The organism is Pseudomonas sp. Mb7, from assembly GCF_054790525.1.
Genome location: NZ_CP186501.1, coordinates 1,480,101 through 1,499,220, shown reverse-complemented (window position 1 = coordinate 1,499,220; position 19,120 = coordinate 1,480,101). Strand labels below are relative to the sequence as shown.

The 19,120-nt window shown below is 58.3% G+C and carries 19 protein-coding genes and 4 tRNA genes; 6 read left to right on the top strand and 17 right to left on the bottom strand.

The window, feature by feature from the left end:
* Nucleotides 1-44: 44 nt before the first annotated feature.
* Together ACOYXH_RS06780 and ACOYXH_RS06775 are read right to left on the bottom strand one after the other, a co-directional pair.
* On the bottom strand, nt 45-1,001 hold the full coding sequence (locus ACOYXH_RS06780; protein ID WP_016984936.1) for a sugar ABC transporter substrate-binding protein: 957 nt from the start codon (nt 999-1,001) through the stop codon (nt 45-47).
* Between the two features lie 200 nt (nt 1,002-1,201).
* Entirely contained in the window at nt 1,202-1,657 is a 456-nt protein-coding gene (locus tag ACOYXH_RS06775; protein ID WP_095047639.1) for a hypothetical protein, read from the bottom strand.
* A gap of 349 nt (nt 1,658-2,006) precedes the next feature.
* On the opposite strand from ACOYXH_RS06775, the gene ACOYXH_RS06770 reads away from it, so the two are divergent.
* The 3 genes from ACOYXH_RS06770 to ACOYXH_RS06760 all read left to right on the top strand — a co-directional run bounded on the left by ACOYXH_RS06770 (nt 2,007) and on the right by ACOYXH_RS06760 (nt 4,255).
* The gene (locus tag ACOYXH_RS06770) at nt 2,007-3,095 is read left to right on the top strand and encodes an asparaginase (protein WP_095047640.1); all 1,089 of its coding nucleotides are present in this window, start codon (nt 2,007-2,009) and stop codon (nt 3,093-3,095) included.
* A 196-nt stretch (nt 3,096-3,291) separates the two neighbouring features.
* Complete coding sequence (locus tag ACOYXH_RS06765) at nt 3,292-3,561, top strand: DUF1654 domain-containing protein (RefSeq protein ID WP_460410860.1); 270 nt, start codon at nt 3,292-3,294, stop codon at nt 3,559-3,561.
* 4 nt (nt 3,562-3,565) lie between these two features.
* Nucleotides 3,566-4,255, top strand: a complete 690-nt coding sequence (locus ACOYXH_RS06760; RefSeq protein ID WP_034152754.1) for an endonuclease — start codon at nt 3,566-3,568, stop codon at nt 4,253-4,255.
* Between the two features lie 106 nt (nt 4,256-4,361).
* Here ACOYXH_RS06760 and ACOYXH_RS06755 read toward each other — a convergent pair whose 3' ends face one another.
* Together ACOYXH_RS06755 and ACOYXH_RS06750 are read right to left on the bottom strand one after the other, a co-directional pair.
* Nucleotides 4,362-4,553, bottom strand: a complete 192-nt coding sequence (locus ACOYXH_RS06755; RefSeq protein WP_408980835.1) for a hypothetical protein — start codon at nt 4,551-4,553, stop codon at nt 4,362-4,364.
* An 11-nt stretch (nt 4,554-4,564) separates the two neighbouring features.
* Nucleotides 4,565-4,933: an SPOR domain-containing protein gene (locus ACOYXH_RS06750; RefSeq protein WP_460410391.1), complete on the bottom strand. Its 369-nt coding sequence runs from the start codon at nt 4,931-4,933 to the stop codon at nt 4,565-4,567.
* Nucleotides 4,934-5,182: 249 nt separating this feature from the next.
* Here ACOYXH_RS06750 and csrA point away from each other — a divergent pair, with 249 nt between their 5' ends.
* Entirely contained in the window at nt 5,183-5,377 is a 195-nt protein-coding gene (gene csrA / locus ACOYXH_RS06745) for a carbon storage regulator CsrA (RefSeq protein ID WP_003179932.1), read from the top strand.
* Nucleotides 5,378-5,602: 225 nt separating this feature from the next.
* Here the strand turns inward: csrA and ACOYXH_RS06740 are convergent, their stop codons facing one another.
* On the bottom strand, nt 5,603-6,058 hold the full coding sequence (locus ACOYXH_RS06740) for a DUF2214 family protein (RefSeq protein WP_095047642.1): 456 nt from the start codon (nt 6,056-6,058) through the stop codon (nt 5,603-5,605).
* On the opposite strand from ACOYXH_RS06740, the gene ACOYXH_RS06735 reads away from it, so the two are divergent.
* Nucleotides 6,047-6,259: a hypothetical protein gene (locus ACOYXH_RS06735; RefSeq protein ID WP_141231846.1), complete on the top strand. Its 213-nt coding sequence runs from the start codon at nt 6,047-6,049 to the stop codon at nt 6,257-6,259. The genes ACOYXH_RS06740 and ACOYXH_RS06735 overlap by 12 nt on opposite strands.
* Before the next feature lie 404 nt (nt 6,260-6,663).
* Here the strand turns inward: ACOYXH_RS06735 and ACOYXH_RS06730 are convergent.
* Nucleotides 6,664-6,740 (bottom strand) — tRNA-Val (locus ACOYXH_RS06730).
* A gap of 183 nt (nt 6,741-6,923) precedes the next feature.
* On the opposite strand from ACOYXH_RS06730, the gene ACOYXH_RS06725 reads away from it, so the two are divergent.
* A complete protein-coding gene (locus ACOYXH_RS06725; protein WP_093432114.1) occupies nt 6,924-8,207 on the top strand; it encodes an NAD(P)/FAD-dependent oxidoreductase in 1,284 nt (427 codons plus the stop codon).
* Between the two features lie 42 nt (nt 8,208-8,249).
* Here ACOYXH_RS06725 and ACOYXH_RS06720 read toward each other — a convergent pair whose 3' ends face one another.
* From ACOYXH_RS06720 to ACOYXH_RS06670, 11 genes are all read right to left on the bottom strand, one after another.
* Nucleotides 8,250-9,221, bottom strand: coding sequence for an XdhC family protein (locus ACOYXH_RS06720; RefSeq protein WP_095047643.1), 972 nt, complete (start codon nt 9,219-9,221; stop codon nt 8,250-8,252).
* A gap of 1 nt (nt 9,222) precedes the next feature.
* Nucleotides 9,223-10,458: a c-type cytochrome gene (locus ACOYXH_RS06715; protein WP_095124813.1), complete on the bottom strand. Its 1,236-nt coding sequence runs from the start codon at nt 10,456-10,458 to the stop codon at nt 9,223-9,225.
* Nucleotides 10,459-10,460: 2 nt separating this feature from the next.
* The gene (locus tag ACOYXH_RS06710) at nt 10,461-11,000 is read right to left on the bottom strand and encodes a (2Fe-2S)-binding protein (RefSeq protein ID WP_038369461.1); all 540 of its coding nucleotides are present in this window, start codon (nt 10,998-11,000) and stop codon (nt 10,461-10,463) included.
* Nucleotides 10,993-13,824, bottom strand: a complete 2,832-nt coding sequence (locus ACOYXH_RS06705) for a xanthine dehydrogenase family protein molybdopterin-binding subunit (protein ID WP_460410390.1) — start codon at nt 13,822-13,824, stop codon at nt 10,993-10,995. Before ACOYXH_RS06705 ends, ACOYXH_RS06710 begins: the two co-directional genes overlap by 8 nt.
* Nucleotides 13,825-14,323: 499 nt before the next feature.
* Nucleotides 14,324-14,400, bottom strand: a tRNA-Asp gene (locus ACOYXH_RS06700).
* A 93-nt stretch (nt 14,401-14,493) separates the two neighbouring features.
* Nucleotides 14,494-14,570, bottom strand: a tRNA-Asp gene (locus ACOYXH_RS06695).
* 56 nt (nt 14,571-14,626) lie between these two features.
* Nucleotides 14,627-14,702, bottom strand: a tRNA-Val gene (locus tag ACOYXH_RS06690).
* A gap of 216 nt (nt 14,703-14,918) precedes the next feature.
* Complete coding sequence (locus ACOYXH_RS06685; RefSeq protein WP_095047646.1) at nt 14,919-15,695, bottom strand: SDR family oxidoreductase; 777 nt, start codon at nt 15,693-15,695, stop codon at nt 14,919-14,921.
* Complete coding sequence (locus tag ACOYXH_RS06680) at nt 15,692-16,903, bottom strand: O-succinylhomoserine sulfhydrylase (protein WP_093432099.1); 1,212 nt, start codon at nt 16,901-16,903, stop codon at nt 15,692-15,694. The genes ACOYXH_RS06685 and ACOYXH_RS06680 overlap by 4 nt, the downstream gene beginning before the upstream one ends.
* A gap of 73 nt (nt 16,904-16,976) precedes the next feature.
* Nucleotides 16,977-18,482 (bottom strand): amidophosphoribosyltransferase, encoded by a 1,506-nt coding sequence (gene purF / locus ACOYXH_RS06675; RefSeq protein ID WP_016984539.1) that lies wholly within the window; start codon nt 18,480-18,482, stop codon nt 16,977-16,979.
* A gap of 41 nt (nt 18,483-18,523) precedes the next feature.
* The gene (locus ACOYXH_RS06670; RefSeq protein WP_007913461.1) at nt 18,524-19,084 is read right to left on the bottom strand and encodes a CvpA family protein; all 561 of its coding nucleotides are present in this window, start codon (nt 19,082-19,084) and stop codon (nt 18,524-18,526) included.
* Between the last annotated feature and the right edge of the window lie 36 nt (nt 19,085-19,120).

The window sequence follows — 19,120 nt, the reverse complement described above, 5'->3', positions numbered from 1 at the left end:
TGCGCTCGCCCGGACGGACGAGCGCCGTTGTGTCGCCAGAAGACTTACTTGGTGACCAGCTCGACCGGTGTTTCGATCACGCCGTTGGCGCCGCTGTCGACTTTCTCGCCCTTGATGATTTTCAGCGCGGTTTCGATGCCGAACACTGCCTGCTTGGCAGCGAACTGGTCAGCCGTGGCCAACACGCGGCCATCCTTCAACATTGGCTTGATAGCGTTGATGTTGTCGTAACCGACCACCTGAACCTGACCGGCCTTGCCAGCGGCACGTACTGCGGAAACGGCGCCGACGGCCATGCTGTCGTTACCGGCCAGCAGTGCTTTGACGTCCGGGTATTCGCTGAGGATCGAAGCGGCAACCTTGTTGCCCTTGTCGATTTCCCAGTCACCTGATTGCAGGGAAACGATCTTGATCTGTGCGGCGTCCATCGCATCCTTGAAGCCAGCGGTACGTTGCTGAGCGTTGGTCGTGGTGGACACACCTTCAATGATGCCGACTTCGTCACCAGCCTTAAGCTGCTTGGCCAGGTATTCGCCGACCAGACGGGCGCCTTTGCGATTGTCCGGACCTACGAAGGGCACGCTGATGTTTTTGCTTTTGACGATGGCCGGATCAAGTTGGTTGTCGATGTTGATCACGGTGATACCAGCATCGACGGCTTTCTTGATCACCGGCACCATGGCCTTGGAATCAGAAGGCGCGATCACCAGTGCATTGACCTTGGCCAGGATCATTTGCTCGACGATGCGGGTCTGGCCAGCAGTGTCGGTTTCATCCTTGATGCCATTGGAGATCAGGTCGAAATCGGCGGAGTGTTCTTTCTGGTACGCCTTGGCGCCATCTTCCATGGTCAGGAAGAATTCGTTGGCCAGAGACTTCATGACCAGCGCGACTTTAGGTTTTTCGGCGGATTCGGCGAATGCCGAGGAGACAGGTAGTGCGGCGGCTGTGGCAGCCAGCATAGCGACAGCAAGAAGACGTCCAGCGAATGGCAGCTTCATGGGTTCACTCCGATCTTATGATTATTGTGAGCAACGCTTGCGCTGGCGTAAGCTACTTCGCTTTCCCCATGGCCATAATGCGCCGGGAAAGCCGCGCAAACGTTTGCGTAGACCGAACTATGCGAATCCCGCCGTCATTTGTCAACAATCAGAAATCGGTATTGATTAAAGGACGAATCCTCTGCTTCGCCCTTCAATGCTCAGGCCGTGGTGTTGACCACGTTGCCGCTGGTGGAGCCCTGGGACATTTCCTTGAGCAACGCCGCCGCGACCTCCATGAGTGCGCCGCTGGTCTGCGCGATCTGACCCTGAATGGACATCACCGCCTGCGACTTGGCCTCAGGCGTCGGATAGCTCGCAGCCTGGGCCGCCGCCAGTTGCTGTTGCTGCTCCTGCAGTTGCTTCTGCAACTCTTTCATCCGCTTGAGCAGCATTTTCACGGTGACATTGAGACTGTCGCCGCTGTCCGCGCTATCGGCCTGGCTGGCTTCTTGCGCAGGGCCGCCAGTCCTGACTTGTTTGCTCGGTTCTTTTTCAACGCCCAGCGCCTCGTCGGAAGCGTCCGCCTCTGCCTGGTTCATCGCATTGATCGTCGCTGCGGTTTTACCGCCGATGGTGACTGTACCCGGGTTTGAAAAACCGATCGTCAGTGACATGTGAACTCCCTAAAAAAGCGTTTCCCAGAACAACCATCGGCCTCAAGGCCGATTTCTTTAGTAGAGAATCCCGAGCCGGCAACCGGTTTCATTCGAAAGAAGCCGTAGTCCCTTTCGGTGAACCGAACGCGAAAGCCTCCATTGTTCGGAAACCCGGATAAACGCTTCGCCCCACCATTTTCAAATCCATAAAATATTGATGTAAATCATCAAGTTAAACATTTCTCCAAAGCAAAGTAGGGCTGGTACAGATCCTGCTCCCTAGCCTGCACCCCGAGCATTCAGATCGGCTTGGGGCGCATCTAGATGAACCTGCATCAGCACCGTCTCACTACTAGAGAGAAAAATAATGAAATCTGCTTTCAACACTTTGGTTCCGGGCGCTTTGGCCCTTCTCCTACTCCTGCCCACCGCCCTTCAGGCGAAAGAGGTCGAAACCCAGACCAAGCTCGCTAACGTCGTAGTCCTTGCCACCGGCGGCACCATCGCCGGCGCCGGCGCGAGCGCCGCCAACAGCGCCACCTATCAAGCGGCGAAGGTTGGCGTCGAACAATTGATCGCCGGCATTCCCGAGCTGAGCAAACTGGCAAACGTGCGTGGCGAACAAGTCATGCAGATTGCTTCGGAAAGCATCACCAACGAAAACCTGCTGCAACTGGGTCGTCGCGTGGCCGAACTGGCCGATAGCAAAGACGTCGATGGCATCGTCATCACCCACGGCACCGACACCCTGGAAGAAACCGCTTACTTCCTCAACCTGGTAGAAAAAACCGACAAGCCAATCATCGTCGTCGGCTCAATGCGTCCGGGCACCGCGATGTCCGCCGATGGCATGCTCAACCTGTACAACGCCGTGGCCGTGGCCAGCAGCAAAGAAGCGCAAGGCAAAGGCGTACTGGTGACCATGAACGATGAAATCCAGTCCGGTCGTGACGTCAGCAAGATGATCAACATCAAGACCGAAGCGTTCAAAAGCGCCTGGGGCCCACTGGGCATGGTGGTTGAAGGCAAATCCTACTGGTTCCGCTTGCCAGCCAAGCGTCACACCATGGATTCGGAATTCGATATCAAAAATATCAAGAGCCTGCCTGACGTAGAAATCGCTTATTCCTACGGCAACGTCAGCGATACTGCCTACAAGGCTCTCGCACAATCCGGTGCCAAGGCGATCATCCATGCCGGTACCGGTAACGGCTCGGTCTCCTCCCGCGTTGTTCCAGCCCTGCAAGCGCTGCGCAAGGATGGCGTGCAAATCATTCGTTCGTCCCACGTCAACGCTGGCGGCTTCGTTCTGCGTAACGCTGAACAGCCAGACGACAAATACGACTGGGTTGTCGCTCACGACCTGAACCCGCAGAAAGCCCGCATCCTGGCAATGGTCGCCCTGACCAAAACCAATGACAGCAAAGAGCTGCAACGGATGTTCTGGGAATACTGATGGACTTTCGCCCGGTCAATTCTTGATTGGGCACCCTGCACCACTCGCCTGACGGGCGGGTGGTGCAACGCTCACAAAGCTCTCGCACTTTTCCTACAAAAAACTCGACACGACTTACACCAAATCCGGAAAACCGCTGTCAGAGGATTTTCTTGAATTTTAAGCAGTTGCGAAAATGCTTACAGTTAAATACTGTATGCACGTACAGCCTAATAAGGATAACCTCGTGGCCACCTCCCCTGATGCTCCTGACGCTTACGAACGCATAGGCATGCGCGTTCAGAAAATCATCAATTCCCCTACCGCACAGAAAGCCAAAGCCGCACTGATCTTTCGTCTTCCGGACGAGCCGATGGACGAGTGGGAGCGCCTGCTTGAGGAAATCGACGAGAACGACAACGTCACTCTCGCTTATCGCGACGACGGTGGCGTGCAGATTTTTTGGGTTGTGCCGAAGGAAGATTGATTCAATGAGTGTCCGCTGTTTTGCTCTGCTGTTGCTGTTCATCGCCATGGGTGCCCAGGCTGGCGCACCCCGCACATTTACCGAAGCCAAGAAGGTCGCCTGGAAGCTGTATGCACCGCAGTCCACAGAGTTCTATTGCGGGTGCAAGTACACCGGCAACAAGGTGGATCTGAAGGCGTGCGGTTACGTACCGCGCAAGAATGCCAAGCGTGCGTCACGTATTGAATGGGAACACATTGTGCCGGCCTGGCAGTTCGGCCATCAGCGTCAGTGCTGGCAGGAAGGCGGCCGCAAGAACTGCACCCGATACGACCCAAGCTATCAGAAGGCCGAAGCCGATCTGCATAACCTGGTGCCGAGCATCGGCGAGGTCAATGGCGATCGCAGCAATTTCAGCTACGGCTGGCTGCCAGTGCAATCCGGGCAATACGGTTCGTGCCTGACCCAGGTCGACTTCAAGGCGAAGAAGGTCATGCCCCGCCCGTCGATTCGCGGCATGATTGCCCGCACGTACTTCTACATGAGCAAGCAGTACGGCTTGCGCCTGTCAAAACAGGATCGACAATTGTATGAGGCATGGGACAAGACTTACCCGGTGCAGGACTGGGAGCGTCAGCGTAATCAGAGCGTGGCGTGCGTGATGGGGCGCGGCAATGAGTTTGTCGGCCCGGTGAACATGAAAGCCTGCGGCTGATTGCAGTGCAGACAAAAAAGGCCTCGAACGCGATGTTCGAGGCCTTTTCATTTACGCTTGATTAGCCGCTTTATTGTATCGCCAGCAGCCCATCAAATTGAGTGACTCACGAGGTATGCCACGCTCTTTGATCAGGTATCTGCGCAATCTTCATGACGGCTGCCGACTCCCCGGCAATCCAGCCGTAAAAACCCTCAGTGGCGGTGTCGGCGATTTCCCAGAAAGTGTCCTTTCCCATATCGACGTCAGCCAATTCAATCGCTTGCCCCACCGCTGCCATATCAACTGGCAAAGTCACCGCCCATTCGTTTACGGCGTGAGCGGATGCTCGACCAGCACCGACTCAACGTTCTGCTTCTTGGCCTTCGCCAACGCCGCATCCACTTGCACCTTACGTGCTTCAGCTTCAGCCTGAGAGTTGAACGGACCAATCAGAATTCGCGTTTTTCCGCTGCCGTCCTTGATCACCGTAGGCACGAAGGCGTGCTCGATCAGCCAGCCACTCAGGTCGCTGACAGCCTGTGGCGTTTCGCCGCGCACTTCTAGATCCCATTGTGGTGCTGCAGCCGCCGCCGGCGCGGTTACTGCAGCCGATTGTGGTTTTGGCGCCTCTACATTCTTGCCTTCACCACACCCTGCCAATACCAGTGCCGCGACTACCCAAACCAATTTGCGCACAACGCTTTCCTCGAAATTCTCAAAGCCGCGATCTTATCATTCATAAATACTTCGCGAGCCCCGCAAAATGGGCACAAAACAACGAGATTGATGCTTGCAGCCTCTGTATAGTTACGCCCTGGGAATTAATGCCGCTTCTGCGCGTCAGAAAGAGGCACCCAAACCGTGAGACTTCGCACTAATCTATACGTACACCGACCTCTGCACTGTCTGAATCAGGTGCCCTACAAAGCAATCAAGGAGAAGACCATGCTGATACTCACCCGCAAAGTCGGTGAAAGCATAAACATTGGTGATGACATTACGATCACCATTCTGGGCGTAAGCGGCCAACAGGTCCGCATTGGTATCAACGCTCCGAAAAACGTTGCCGTGCACCGTGAAGAGATTTACCAGCGCATTCAGGCTGGCCTGACCGCCCCGGACAAGCCACAAACTCCCTGAGCCAGATCGCAGTCAGTAGCCAGTCCGTTTACCTTGTGGAATGACTGGCTAGAGATTCACGCGCCGTATTGCCATCCGCTCCCCACTCTGTTGGGCACGGCGCCTGACACGCAAAACCCGACTCCCCTTCCTACCTCTCCCCGCATGCTCTTGCTGCCCGATACTACCTGCCATCCCCGAGGCTGGCTGTCGGACATTTCCGATAGAGCGCAGAGAATTCGCCCTCTAACCGAATGTCACACCACGTGCCATGCCTGTGGCCGCAATCACCATCAGCACCAGCAACAACGCCTCGACATGACTGATTCGTGCGTACAGCTTCGCGCGCCCGGTATCGATTGCTGCGCCGCGTGCGGAAGCGATCCGCCACTTGACCAACGCGATCATCGGGGCGAGTTCTACAATCAGGATCAGCACGAACAGCGTCATCTTCAGATGAAACAGTGGCTGATCAAGATAATAGTCAGTGCCCTTTTCAAAGCCTCCAAAAGCCCGCATCCCGCCTGTCACCAGCAGAACCAATGCAGAGATGCCCCATAGGTTATCGGCCTGCAAAACGCGCCGGGCCTCGCCTGAACCGGCAGCAAGGCGATTAAACGCCGTGCCACGCGTCAGCACCGCCCAAAAACCCAAGGCAAATGCCAGCAGATGAACAGCTGCAAGAAACCAATGAACCAGCATCGATACCCCCTCATTGCAGAGTTGAAAATCGGCCAGTCAGTAGTAGTTGAAAAAACAAGGATCTGCCTGCGGGGTGTCACCAGGCTTTCAGGAAAGATCGAAAGGAGAAATTTCAGCCAGTTGAGGCAAATCGCAGGCAAAAAAAATCCCAAGCAGCTGATGGAAGCTTGGGATTTAAAAATGCATAAACCGTGGTGGTGAACGCGGGACGAATGTTACTTAATCCCACGAACAGTAACAACATTTTTTTGATAACTGGCTGGTTAGTAACACTCGTAACCTGTTCAATATCCACACTTTTTCAAAGGGCGATGGCGACGAACGGTGAATCGTCAACCAACTGCCTGACCCGACGACGCAGAAATTCGATCATAGGTGGGAGGCACGACGAAGACTTGCGCACGCCATTCAGCAAGGCCCGCTAAACGGTGAAGCACGACTCGCAGTGGATCAACAGGCCTCGCATGGAATTTCGAATGCCCTGAGATCGACTAAACGCGGAGTCCAGCTAGCGCCCTGAAGAGGGTTTTGCAAATCGCAGACAACAAAAAAAGGCCCACCTTTCGGTGAGCCTTTCTAGACCGCCCAGCAGAGCGGATTTTGTTTGGTAGGCGCGATTGGACTCGAACCAACGACCCCCACCATGTCAAGGTGGTGCTCTAACCAACTGAGCTACGTGCCTGCTGTGAGGCGGCATTCTACGGAATTCCGGAGGGGTGTCAACACCTTTTTTTCACCTAACCCTATGAATATGCAAAATATTTAATTTCGGCTCGCCGACGCAGATTTTCCGGTGGCTGGCGGAGGTTTTTCAACTCGGGTAGGATCGACGCACTCGTAAAATATATTAAACAGAGGCTACAGGATGGCGAACACCCCTTACCCAGAGTCTTATTACGCTGCGTCGGCCAATGCCGTACCGCCCCGCCCTGCCTTGCAGGATGATGTGGAGACGGACGTCTGTGTGATCGGCGCCGGGTATACCGGATTGTCCTCAGCGCTGTTCCTGTTGGAGAACGGTTTCCGCGTCACCGTGCTGGAGGCGGCCAAGGTCGGGTTCGGCGCCTCCGGACGTAATGGCGGGCAGATCGTTAACAGTTATAGCCGTGACATTGATGTGATCGAACGCAGCGTCGGGCCGAAGCAAGCGCAACTGCTCGGGCAGATGGCATTCGAAGGTGGCCGGATCATTCGCGAGCGCGTGGCCAAGTACAACATTCAATGCGACCTGAAGGACGGCGGCGTGTTCGCCGCGCTGACGGCCAAACAGATGGGCCACCTGGAATCGCAGAAGCGCCTCTGGGAGCGCTTCGGTCATACGCAACTGGAACTGCTCGATCAACGCCGCATTCGCGAAGTGGTTGCGTGCGATCAGTACGTCGGTGGCATGCTCGACATGAGCGGTGGGCACATCCACCCGCTGAACCTTGCGCTGGGCGAAGCGGCGGCAGTCGAGTCTCTCGGCGGCACGATCCACGAACAATCACCCGCCGTGCGCATCGAGCGCGGCGCGAACCCAGTTGTACACACGCCCCAGGGCAAGGTCAGGGCCAAATTCATCATCGTCGCGGGCAATGCCTACCTCGGTAATCTGGTGCCGGAGCTTGCGGCCAAGTCGATGCCGTGCGGCACGCAAGTCATCACCACCGAGCCACTAGGTGATGAGCTGGCGAAAGCGCTGCTGCCGCAGGACTACTGCGTCGAAGACTGCAATTACCTGCTCGACTACTACCGCCTCACGGGCGACAAACGCCTGATCTTCGGCGGCGGCGTGGTGTATGGCGCGCGCGATCCGGCGAACATCGAAGCAATCATCCGCCCGAAAATGCTCAAGGCCTTCCCGCAGCTCAAGGATGTGAAGATTGACTACGCCTGGACCGGAAACTTCCTGCTGACCCTGTCGCGCTTGCCTCAGGTTGGACGCCTGGGCGACAACATCTATTACTCGCAAGGCTGCAGCGGCCATGGCGTGACATACACGCATTTGGCAGGCAAGGTCCTCGCCGAAGCGTTGCGCGGCCAGGCCGAGCGTTTTGATGCGTTTGCCGATTTGCCGCACTATCCGTTCCCCGGCGGACAACTGTTGCGCACGCCGTTTGCCGCACTGGGTGCGTGGTATTACGGGCTACGCGATAAATTCGGGATGTAAAAAAGGGCCGCTGATCGCGGCCCTATTTATTGAACTCAGCACTCAGAGCTGATCCCGAGCAATCCCGCTACGGATCCGCAGGATATCCGCCAGCACCGCCAAGGCAATTTCCGCTGGCGTCTTGCTGCCGAGGTTAAGGCCAATCGGCGCATGAATCCGCGCCAACTCCGCCTCGCCCAAGCCGCCAATCCGACGCAAACGCTCGAAGCGCTTCTGTGACGTCTGCAGCGAGCCCATCACGCCAATGTAGAACGCTTCGGTGCGCACCGCCTCCATCATCGCCAGGTCATCGATACGCGGATCGTGAGTGAGCGCTACGACCGCCGTGTCACGATGACAGCCACCATCAGCAATAAACACCGACGGCAATTGCCGACGAATCTCCACACCATCCAGCGCCACGCCTTCCAGCACCTCATCGCGCGGATCACAGAGAATCACCTCAAACCCGAGGCCGACAGCAAACTCGGCACACGCTTGCGCCACACTGGAATACCCGGCGAGCAACAAGCGCTGCGCCGCGCCAACGCGAATGCGCACCCGATCAATCTCACGCTCAATCCGCGCACCCTGCTCGCGATCAGCGAACAGACTGCGCGCACCGCTGGCCAGATCGACCTCGCGAATCAAACGGCGCTGACCGAGCAGCGCCGACTCCAATTCACGCAGATGCGCCTGCACCTCGCAGTCGGCGTCAAATTTCTCTACCAATACATCAAGGATGCCACCGCAGGGCAGACTGACCCGCGAGCGCGGATCGTCGCCTTCGCCGTAACGCACGACATTCACCGCATCGAGAAACGCACCTTCGGCGACGCGCTCGAGAAAATCCTCCTCGACGCAGCCGCCGGACAGCGAACCGATCCACTGTCCGCTGTCATTCACTGCCAGCAGCGAACCCGGCGCACGCGGTGCCGAGCCGTAAGTGGTCAGCACAGTGCAGAGCCAGATGCGCTGCCCCGCCACCGACCACTCCAGCGCTCGCCGCACCACTTGTAGATCGAGATGCTGCATGTCAGTGCGCCTTGTGCTCGATGGACGGTGCGTCGGCTTGCAGCTTCTGCACTTCACTCACCGCCAACTCAGCGGATTGACCACCCCAACCTTGACGCAGGTAGTTGAGCAGATCAGTCAGTTGCTCAGGACTGAGCTTGCCAGCGAAGCCCGGCATCGGTTGCATGTGCTCGAACCCGGAAAACTTCTGCTCGCCGATACCATCCTCGATCACGCGCAACAGGTTGCGTGGGTCTTCCAGACGCAACGTGGTATTACCGCGCATGGCCACCGCGATATGCGGCTTGCCTTCGCCACCGACCGCATGGCAACCGGCGCAGACGTTCAGGTATTCCTGCTGGCCGCGCTGGGCGCTGGCGCTGAGTTTCTCGACTGGCACTTCAACGAGGGCTTTGGCTGCCGGCGGTTTGTCGCCGAGCAGGAACGTCGCCATCGCCGCCAGATCGGCATCGCTCAGGCCTTGAGTGCTGTTGTGGAACACCGGGAACATCTCGTTGAACATCGTCCCTTGCGCACTCATGCCGTGCTTGAGGAACGTGCCGAGGTCCTGCTCGTTCCAGCCGCGAGCGGCCAGATCGGTGGCCAACAGGCTCGGCGCCAGATAACCATTGAGGATGCCGCCAGTCAGACGCTTGTCCAGCTGCATTGCGCCCGGGAGGCCACGCGGCGTGTGGCATTCGCCGCAATGACCGAGCACTTCGACCATGTACTGGCCGCGCTTCCAGGCTTCGCTTTTGCCTTCGGCCGGCTCCAGCTTCAGGGCTTTGCCGTACATCATGTTCCAGCCGATCAGGCCCGGACGCACGTTAAACGGGAAGCTCAGGCTGGTGACCGGGGCTGCACGCTCGATCGGCTCGATGGTTTTCAGATACGTATGGATCGCATCCGAGTCTTCACGCGGCATCAGGTGATACGAGGTATACGGCATCGCCGGATACAAATTCGCGCCATCGCGACGCTTGCCTTCAGTCAGCGCCGCGAAGAACTCATCATCGTTGTACAAACCGATGCCGTGCTCTTTGCTCGGGGTAATGTTGGTGCCGTAGATCGTGCCGAACGGCGAGACGATCGGCAGGCCGCCGGCAAACGGCGCGCCGCCCGGTGCAGTGTGGCAAGCCATGCAGTCAGCGGCGCGGGCGAGGTATTCGCCGCGCTTGACCTGGTCATCGGCGTGGGCAAACAACAGCGGCGCAGCAAGGCCGACCGCCAAGGTCAGGCGGGTCAGTAAAAGCTTCATGCTTAACCCTCCTTGACCAGGCCGAGATCGGTCAGCACGTTGCGGGTGGCGTTGTAGTAACGCACGTACCCGGTGCAACGGCAGACGTGATGGCCGAGGCTGTCCTCGATGACTTGTTCGAGCTTGCTTTGCACAGTCGGCTGGCGCTGCAGCTTCTCGACCAGCACGGTCGCGGCGTTGACGAAGCCTGGTGCGCAGTAGCTGCACTGGAAGGCGAACTCGTCGACGAAGCGTTGCTGGATTGGATTCAGCTCGGTGACCTGACCGCTCTCGTCACGCTTGGCGTGAGATTCGATGGTGCGGACTTTCTTGCCTTCGAAGTAGTGCGCACCAGTGATGCAGGTGCGTACTTCTTCACTGGTCCCGTCCGGGTTATCGACGATCACCACGCAGGCGTGGCAGATGCCCTGGCCGCAGCCCAGGCGCGAACCGGTGAGGTTCTTGTATTCGTGCAGGTAGTCGATCATCGGCAGGTCATCAGGGATGTCCACCGGGCCGACGGATTGACCATTGAGGGTCAGTTGAAGCGGACGGTTAGCCATTGAGGGCCTCCTTGATGCGCGCAGCAGTGATTGGCAGATCGCGAACACGTTTACCGATGGCGTGCGCCACGGCGTTACCGATGGCACCGACGATCGGGATCATCACCACTTCGGCGATGCCTTTGGACGGATCACTTGGCGACAGCGCCGGCAGAATCTCCGACGTCTGTTTCCATACGGCAACGTGACGCGCCATCGGCAAACGGTAACGGTTGAAGTTCCAGTCACCCTCCCCCGGTCCACCTTCATACAGCGGCATTTCTTCCATCAAGGCGTGGCCGATGCCCATGGCGATACCACCTTCGAGCTGGCCCTTGACCAGTTCCTCGACCAGCACCCGACCGCACTCGACCCACGAATGGTGGTTGAGCACTTCGACTTCCGCCGAGCCTTTGTTGACCTTCAGTTCAACCAGTGTCGCGACCGGGCTGTAGTAAGTCACGGCAGCGTTGTTCAACTGGACAACCGGGTAATTGATGTTCTGGCGATCCAACAGGTGGAAACCAGCGGTGTTCATCAGCGCCTTCTTCGCCTTCGGCGCGCCATCGCCATATTTCACCGCCAGACCGTCGAGCGGCAGACGCTCGCGCACGCCGTCGATGCTGTATTCGGCCTCGGCCCAGCTCCAGCGGTTGAATGCGTGAACGGTGGCGCCGGTCACCAGACCACGCTCATGAGCGTGTTTGGCCAGCTCTTCGAAGCTCAACGGCTGCATGCCGTTGGCGGTGAGCTTGCCGTCAACCCAGTGCGCATCTTCGCGACGCACGACGTAAGGGTTGGCTTGACCGCCGTAAGGACCCTGACGCCAGATTTCCATGGCCGCCGGCCACAAACCGTTGTTGAACAGCACGCGCGCCGCTTCACGGGTGGCGTGACTGAAGTAGTACGCCGAGTTGGTCGCCGACGAGGCCGAAGCCAGTTTGCCGACCCAGCGCGGATTGCGCAGCAGGTTGTCCTGCTCGGCCTGGCTCATGATGTAAGGGTTGCCGCTGGTGATCAGCTGCATTTCCTTCCATTCGGTTTCGCCAGTCTTCACTTCGTGCGCCGGGCTGCCGAGGAAATCGGCCACCACCAGGGCTTGCGAGGTGGACATGCCGGTGCCGATTTCGATACCGATGTGGCGCAGAGTAATGCGACCGTCAGCGGTGAATTCGATGCTGGCCATCGGCGCTTCGGAACCGGTGCCGAAGTCTTTCTGGCAAATGGCAAAACCAACGCCGTACCAGTTGTCCGGGTCTGCGGCTTCGCGTTGTTTCTTGATCGCGTCGCGGTTTTTCCAGACTTCGTGCACCGCGGCCTTGTCGAGAATTTCATGCAGGCGCAAGGCACCGGCCGGGATCGCGCCTTGCGTGTTTTTCATACCGGAACGCAGGGCGTTCTTGCGACGCAGGTCGATCGCATCGACACCGAGACGGTTGGCGATTTCATCGACCATCATCTCGGTTGCCGCCATGCTTTGCAGGGTGCCGTAACCGCGCATCGAACCGGCCTCAACGCCACGCGAGTGGTAGGCGGTGACTTGCAGATCGTTCTGCGGCATGTAGTAGATCGACTGCGCGGCCGTGGCGCCAACCGCGGCTACCGATGGGCTGTAGTTGATCCGGCCGCCACCGTCGACGCTCATTTCCGCGCGGAAAATCTTGAAGCTGTAGTCGTTCTTGTCCACGGCCAATTGATAGCGGATGTCGAACGGGTGGCGCTTGATGCCACTCTGGAATTGTTCGTAGCGGTCGTTGGCCAGACGCACTGGCACGCCGGCGCCGTACAGCGCAGCAAGGGCTGCGTAGTAGACGAAGATGTTGTGGTCTTTGGATCCGTAACCGACGGTGTAACCCGGGTGCATGTTCAGGTTGTCGAGGCCAAAGCGCGACGGCGCGATCATTTTCGCGGTTTCGGTCGCTGCCTCCAGCGGGCACTGGGTGGCCACGACGAAATGCAGGGTTTTGGTTTTCGGGTCGTACCAGCCGTTGCCGTTGTCCGGCTCCATGGCGGCCGGCTCAATCGACGGGGTCTTGTAGCGCTCGTCGAACACCAGCCAGTTGTCCGACGGCGTGTCGATCTCTTGCTTCATGCGGTCGGCGTAGAACAAGCCGCGCTCGGTCAGATTGCCGTGCAGGTTCGGCTGGGAATTCCACACCGGACGACGGTTCTTCAGCATCGGGAACAGGATCGAGTCTTTGAGGCTGGCGAATTCGTCTTCGTCGGCCGAGGTCGCGCCGCCGACGCGCACGTAGCGGAAGCTGCCGTAGGGGTCGCCTTCGTAGAACGGCACTTTGGCACCGTAACGAATCGCTTTGTCATTGAATTTGAGTTTGTTCTTCGCCTGACGGAAACGCTCGAAGTCGTTCCAGATCAGGATTGCCACCGGGTGACCGATGAACATCGGCACTTTGCCTTCTGGCAGCAGTGGATCCGGCGCGTGCTCTTCGGGGAAGACGATACCGTCCTTGTCCAGATCAGCGGCGGTGACAATGCGGTCAGGCTGCAAGTCAGCGCCAAGCCACGACAGGTCGTAGCCGTCGTAGATGCGGTCAGCCTTGATGGTTTTCAGCAGCATGGCGTGGCCTTGCTGCTCGGGCCAGCCCGGCATGTCCTTGGAACGGATGTCGCGGGCAAAGACTTTGCTGCCGCAGACCTTGGACAGTGCGTCGTTACGCTGACGCGCCTTGCCGTTGCTGCCGAGCCACTTCTCGGACGGCACGGTGACAGTGTTTTCCATCAAGGCAGCCAGCGCCTGACTGCTGAGCGGCGTGAGCGTGACGCTCACACCCGCCACCAGCCCGCCCTGGAGAAACGAGCGCCGGGATATTTCACGGTTGGACATGGATCATCCTCTGGGCGGTTATGTGTCCGCCCTTCTGGTTATCTACTGGGGAATCTCGAGTCTTGCAGAAGCCTTTCTTGGCTAAACGAAAGGCGTGATGACAGTGCAAAGCTGACCGAAAGGTTAACTTTAAAGGTTTCTGCGCTCGCAGCAAACAACCAGTTACAAAAATTTGACTAAAGGATCAGAAAATCAATGCGACGTGAGACCGCAGCAGATTACCAAACCAATAGATATCCCCCCTGTGGGAGCGAGCCTGCTCGCGAAGGCGTAGTGTCAGCCAGCACATTATTAGCTGACACACCGCTTTCGCGAGCAGGCTCACTCCTACAGGGATTTGTATTGGATTCAGGATTTAGGCAGGAGAAAAAGAGGTGGATAGCCAAATTTCAGACACAAAAAACCCCGGTCTTTCGACCAGGGTCTTTGCTATCGATTCCGAATCAGCCAACGGCTGTTTTCGGTGCTTCAAGGCGTTCAGTGGTCCTTGGAGCAGATATGGCGCAGCGGACGGGACTCGAACCCGCGACCCCCGGCGTGACAGGCCGGTATTCTAACCGACTGAACTACCGCTGCGTATCGCTTTGAGCTTGCGCTCAAGTAACTCGTGTTGACTGCAAGCTTCGGTGCTTTGCAATCGCGAACCAGACAAGTCTGATTCGTAAAATATGGCGCAGCGGACGGGACTCGAACCCGCGACCCCCGGCGTGACAGGCCGGTATTCTAACCGACTGAACTACCGCTGCGCGTCGGTGCAGGCACTTTCAGCCTACGCTCTTGCTTACGCAAGTTTCTCGGGGAGTGGTGGGTGATGACGGGATCGAACCGCCGACATTCTGCTTGTAAGGCAGACGCTCTCCCAGCTGAGCTAATCACCCGTTTGCATCTCCGAGGCCGCGAAATTTACGCAGGTAGCGAACCTAAGTCAATAGCAGGATTGAAGTTTTTCTGAAAAAGACGAAATTGTTTCGATCCTGCAAGACCGCCCTCTCGAGCAAGCTCGCTCCCACAGGGGATTGCATTCCAAATGCGGGAGCGAGCTTGCTCGCGAAGGCGTCAGTTCATTCAACGCAAATTCAGGCGAAAAAAGCGACCTACTCGCTGTAGATCATCTTTTTCGTCATGCCGCCGTCGACGACAAATTCCTGCCCGGTAACAAACCCGGCATTCCTCGACAGCAACCAGGCAACCATCGCAGCTACATCCTCGACCGTCCCTACCCTGCCCGCAGGATGCTGAGCATGGTCGGCATCGGCCAATGGCTCAGCGCGACGCGCAGAAGGATCACGCGCATCAATCCAGCCCGGACTGACGGCGTTAACACGAATCTCCGGCCCCAGACTGATCGCCAACGCATGCGTGAGCGCCAGCAAACCGCCCTTGCTCGCCGCATAAGCCTCGGTATCAGGCTCTGATTGCCCGGCACGGGTCGACGCCAGGTTGACGATCGAACCGTTGTGCGCACGCAGATACGGCGCACAGTGCTTGGCCAACAGCATCGGCCCACTGAGATTCACCGCCAGCACCCGATTCCAGTAAGCCAGATCTAGGCTTTCCAGTGTGATGTTGTGCGGATCAGCGACCGCCGCGTTGCACACCAGTGCATCGAGACGACCAAACTGACCCAGCACTTCAGCCACGCCGAGCGCCACCTGACTTTCCTCGGCAACGTCCATGGCAATAAACCAGGCGTTTTCACCCAGCACTTTCGCCACTTTTGAACCGCGCGCCCGATCCAGGTCGGTCAACACGACTTGCCAGCCCTCGCTGATCAGCCAGGCAGCGATGCCCAGACCGATACCGCGCGCAGCACCCGTGACCAGCGCAACGCGGCCATGGGTACCTGCTGTCGGCGTAGACAACTCGATCACAACGCGGCCAGACCGCGCGCCAGGTCGGCTTGCAGGTCAGCGACGTCTTCCAGACCGACCGCGATGCGAATCAGGCTGTCACGGATGCCCGCCGCTTCACGCTCTTGCGGCGCCAGACGGCCGTGAGAGGTGGTGCTTGGGTGCGTGATCGTGGTCTTGCTGTCGCCGAGGTTGGCGGTAATCGAAATCAGCCGGGTCGCATCGATGAAGCGCCAAGCGCCCTCTTTGCCGCCCTTGACCTCAAAGCTTACAACCGCACCGAAACCCTTCTGCTGACGCTGGGCCAGTTCGTGCTGCGGATGGCTCTTGAGACCGGCGTAATGCACCTTCTCAATGCCGTCCTGCTGCTCCAGCCATTCAGCTAGCGCCTGAGCATTCGCGCAGTGCGCCTTCATCCGCAGGTTCAGGGTTTCCAGACCTTTGAGGAAGATCCACGCGTTGAACGGGCTCAGGGTCGGCCCGGCAGTGCGCAGGAAGCCGACGACTTCTTTCATTTGCTCACTGCGACCGGCCACCACACCGCCCATGCAACGGCCCTGGCCATCGATAAACTTGGTCGCCGAGTGCACGACAATGTCTGCGCCCATTTTCAGCGGCTGCTGCAACGCTGGCGTGCAGAAGCAGTTATCGACGACCAGCATCGCGCCTTTGGCGTGAGCGATTTCAGCCAGTGCGGTGATATCGACCAGCTCGGCCAACGGGTTGGAGGGCGACTCGACAAAGAGCAGTTTGGTGTTGGATTTGATTGCCGCATCCCAACCCGACAGGTCGGCCAAAGGCACGTAATCGACTTCCACACCGAAACGCTTGAAGTACTTCTCGAACAGGCTGATGGTCGAACCGAACACGCTGCGCGAAACTAGCACGTGATCGCCGGCGCTGCACAAGCTCATCACCACCGCCATGATGGCGGCCATGCCGGTTGCGGTCGCAACGGCTTGCTCGGCGCCTTCCAGCGCAGCAATGCGCTCCTCGAACGCGCGCACGGTCGGGTTGGTATAACGCGAGTAAACGTTACCCGGCACTTCCCCGGCGAACCGTGCGGCCGCGTCGGCAGCGGTGCGGAACACATAGCTGGAGGTGAAGAACATCGGATCACCGTGCTCGCCTTCCGGCGTACGGTGCTGACCGGCACGTACGGCCAGGGTATCGAACGCTACGCCTTCGAGGTCGCTGTCCAGCCGACCGGCATCCCATTCCTGACTCATGCTGTCACTCCTTGCCCTGTTCTCGAAAATTGAAAGTCAGATACAAAACCGGCCCCTCAGGGCCGGTGATAACTCAGTTGTTGTACAGATCGATGATCGCACTGACCGCCTGGGTCTTGACCTTCGAGGCATCGTTGCGTGCCTGCTCGATCTTGTCCAGGTAAGCCTCGTCGACGTCACCGGTAACATACTTGCCGTCGAACACCGCGCAATCGAAATTCTCGATCTTGATCTTGCCGCCGCCAACCGCTTCGATCAAGTCAGGCAGGTCCTGATAGATCAGCCAGTCAGCGCCGATCAAATCCGCCACGTCCTGAGTCGAACGGTTGTGTGCGATCAGTTCGTGCGCGCTTGGCATGTCGATACCATAAACGTTCGGGAAGCGTACCGCTGGCGCTGCCGAGCAGAAGTAGACGTTTTTCGCGCCGGCTTCGCGGGCCATCTGGATGATCTGCTTGCAAGTGGTGCCGCGCACGATCGAGTCGTCGACCAGCATCACGTTCTTGCCGCGGAATTCCAGCTCGATGGCGTTAAGCTTCTGGCGAACCGACTTCTTGCGCGCCGCCTGGCCCGGCATGATGAAGGTACGACCGATGTAACGGTTCTTGACGAAACCTTCGCGGAATTTCACGCCCAAGTGGTTGGCCAGTTCCAGTGCCGCGGTACGGCTGGTGTCCGGAATTGGGATAACCACGTCGATGTCGTGCTCTGGACGCTCGCGCAGAATCTTCTCGGCGAGTTTCTCACCCATGCGCAGACGGGCCTTGTAGACCGACACGCCGTCGATGATCGAGTCCGGACGCGCCAGGTAGACGTGTTCGAAAATGCACGGGGTCAGGGACGGATTGGTCGCGCACTGACGGGTGTGCAGCTTGCCGTCCTCAGTGATGTAGACCGCTTCGCCCGGCGCCAAGTCGCGAATCAGGGTGAAACCGAGCACGTCCAGCGAAACGCTTTCGGAGGCGATCATGTATTCAACGCCTTCGTCAGTGTGACGCTGACCGAACACGATCGGGCGAATGCCGTGCGGGTCACGGAAACCGACGATGCCGTAACCGGTCACCATGGCGACTACCGCGTAACCGCCGACGCAACGGTTGTGCACGTCGGTCACGGCGGCAAACACGTCTTCTTCGGTCGGTTGCAGCTTGCCACGCTGGGCCAGCTCATGGGCGAACACGTTGAGCAGCACTTCCGAGTCGGAACTGGTGTTGACGTGACGCAGATCGGATTCGTAAATCTCTTTGGCCAACTGCTCAACGTTGGTCAGGTTACCGTTGTGCGCCAAAGTGATGCCGTAAGGCGAGTTGACGTAAAACGGTTGGGCTTCGGCCGAAGTCGAGCTACCCGCAGTCGGGTAACGGACGTGGCCGATCCCCATGTGACCGACCAGACGCTGCATGTGACGCTGTTGAAACACGTCACGCACCAGGCCATTGTCCTTGCGCAGGAACAACCGGCCATCATGGCTGGTCACGATACCGGCAGCGTCCTGGCCGCGGTGCTGGAGCACGGTTAGCGCGTCATACAGCGCCTGATTGACGTTCGACTTACCGACGATACCGACGATGCCACACATGCGACGCAACCCCTACTTAATGGATCTGAACTGAACAACACTCACTGAGGCGTTTTCGCCGACGGCAAGAGTTGCTCCTTGAACGGAATATCAGCGGGTACGCTGATTCCGCTGGCAAGCCACTGACTGCTCCACCCGAGAATCAGGTTTTTGGACCAATCAGCGACCAATAGAAATTTTGGTACGAGCTGTGATTCTTTCCACCACCCGTCCTGCTGTACCGGCCCCAGGCTCAACAGCCCGACCGCCACGACCACCAGCAACACGCCACGCGCAGCGCCGAAGGCCATGCCGAGGAATCGATCGGTCCCGGACAACCCGGTGACGCGAACCAACTCGCCGATAAGATAATTGATCATTGCGCCCACGATCAGTGTGGCGACAAACATGATGGCACAGCCCGCGATCACGCGAGCCGATGGGGTTTCGATGTATCCGGCGAGGTACTCGGACAATGAGCCACCGAACATCCAGGCGACGACTCCTGCGATGATCCAGGTCACCAGCGATAATGCTTCCTTGACGAAGCCGCGGCTCAAACTGATCAAAGCGGAGATGGCGATGATTGCAACGATCGCCCAGTCAACCCAGGTAAATGGCACAGTGCAGCCTACAGACGGATAAGGCGGCGCATTTTA